Source organism: Moorena sp. SIO2C4 (assembly GCF_010672485.1).
In the GTDB taxonomy this organism is placed as follows: domain Bacteria; phylum Cyanobacteriota; class Cyanobacteriia; order Cyanobacteriales; family Coleofasciculaceae; genus Moorena; species Moorena producens.
On record NZ_JAAHGN010001236.1, the window covers coordinates 1 to 2021 of the forward strand.

At 43.8% G+C, this 2021-nt stretch carries 1 protein-coding gene and 2 pseudogenes; all 3 read right to left on the reverse strand.

Annotation, left to right across the window (positions count from 1 at the left end; all coding sequences use genetic code 11):
- Positions 1–219: 219 nt before the first annotated feature.
- A pseudogene (locus tag F6K20_RS41050) lies at positions 220–661 on the reverse strand (hypothetical protein).
- 641 nt (positions 662–1302) lie between these two features.
- Positions 1303–1506: a hypothetical protein gene (locus F6K20_RS36050; protein WP_008189134.1), complete on the reverse strand. Its 204-nt coding sequence runs from the start codon at positions 1504–1506 to the stop codon at positions 1303–1305.
- Positions 1507–1788: 282 nt separating this feature from the next.
- Positions 1789–2021 (reverse strand): annotated as a pseudogene (locus F6K20_RS36055) (hypothetical protein); the annotation flags it as partial.

A 2021-nucleotide genomic window follows, 5' to 3' on the forward strand; every position in this document is an offset into this window, starting at 1 on the left:
GGATCAATGAAGCAACTAGGGAAGTTGAAGCGTCAAAAATCACGCTCATCAGACGGGTCTGCTGACACCCCGTCCTGGCCGTAGGCCACGCTACGCGAACGAACAGGGCGGGGTAGTTCATTTCTTCTCCTTTGATCTTTCTAGCACAATTAGATTTTTTGACGCAATTAATTGAGTCTGAATATGAATTTTATTTAACGGGAGTTGTCAAAGAAGAAATTAATGGGAAGAATGATGAAGCGAGTGCTTTTGAATCTCTAGCCATTGCTCATGAGCATCCTTATCCCCACCAAATGAATCTACAGAAATTTTGCGCTCTGGCATGGGCTTGAGAGGGCCGCTGATGGGACTGTGCTTGCAGTAGCAAATTACGACCATATCGAAATCCATGTCAACCGGGATATCTGGTGTGTAGGTTTCGACCCGTGTAACTTCCCAATCGCTTTGACGGTAATGGGTTGATGAATCTGGATAGTTAGGATCAACAAACTGATCAACTCGAATAAACTCGCTTCGGACGGTATCCAGGTTCAGGCAGCGCCTTGTCGGAGCAGTCGTAATGCTCGAACAAAGTTTTGGTCAGAGAGCCAGAGTGAGCATATTTGCGCTCTTTCCATCCAGGTTGACGCTTTTCAGCACGAAAGACAATCCATTTACGCATTAGTCTTCCTCCTTTTCGGTGTCTTGACACTCCCCGCCTTGCGCATAGCGGGGATTCCTAGATCTGCGAGCCGCCTTAAACCGCCGTGTTCTAATCTTTGACGCCGCCACAAATTAGACAATATCTAAACCAAAAAACCCGTCGAGACCAAGTATTCAGTCAGTTCACAGCAGACCCAGAGGGCAGTTCTCCCTAGGCGTTTAACTACTTAATTGGAAGTGCATGTGCATAGTCCGTTTCCCTTCCTTTTCGTTTGGTTCCGGTGTGCCCCACCGTACCGTTTTATCTTGCATAGTGATTCTTCTGGGTTCACACACCAACTGTTAATTGATGATTGGGTTTTTAAAGAGGACTTTCCCTTCCCTCTAGACATTACTACTTTGAGGTCGATAAGTTACGGGTCTCTCTCCCGGCTCAGCCTACGGTTTTTCAGCCTGTATCTATCTTTAGAGTACAACAAATATTTGTGTGTGTCCATAAATTTGTTTCTTGTTTTTTGTAGATTTATAAGAGAAAGCAGTCCTAGAAGGATTTAAAGTTACCGTAAGAGAGTGGAGCCTTAATTATCAATTTTTAACCTTTTTGCGCGAGACCGACCCACCTTAAAGGCTCCACTCTCTAAGGTTTCGTCTCTAGGGGCTTTAAACCCAAAATTTTTTGTAATAGGATTTGGGAAATTCAGTTTTTCCTTCAAACACACAATCGACTTCAAGAACAGGGTTACCTGTTTCCTCGATATCAACCAATTGCCAGCCATATTTCTCAGCCATTTCCTCGCAGCAGTCCTGATCGGCTGCTGCATGGCGTGACTTGTTTTCGTTTTCGTCATACCTGGGTTTTGGCATACTTAGTTGCTCCTAGTTCCCTATCGTCGGACTTTGGAGAAGTTGTATTGGCTGAGTGTGGTTGCAGTTGCCGGGGCGCATTCTATATTTAGATTATACAGGTATCAGCCTGCATAATAATTCGTTTGATATAATGATATCATCAAAATATTTAAGCTTTTTGCTGGCTCTCCAAGACCGCAATGAATCCCTTCTGTTATTATTTTTTTTGACTGGTTAAAGATATCAGTTTTGTTAATTTAAAATTGAAAATAACAATTCAAAATTCACAAGCGACCCATATTAATGAGTGAGTTGATCAAGAGGAAAATCCCTATAGTTTTTCCTATCGGGCAAATCAAATATGAGGTCAAATTGGGTATCAGGGACTCGCTGACGCCATAACTGAAGGTGTCCCTCTGCGTCGGAGCGAGTGCAGTAGCGACCGACGATTACCCATTTGATTACCCATTGCGTTGGGGAAGGCGGGTAACTGCCCAAGCTTGCAAGTTTTGTGGATAAGCCATAATGGAGCA

Bases quoted from the DNA above. Each gene is read 5' to 3' on its own strand.
- F6K20_RS36050 (WP_008189134.1), bottom strand. From the start codon at position 1,506: ATGCCAAAACCCAGGTATGACGAAAACGAAAACAAGTCACGCCATGCA.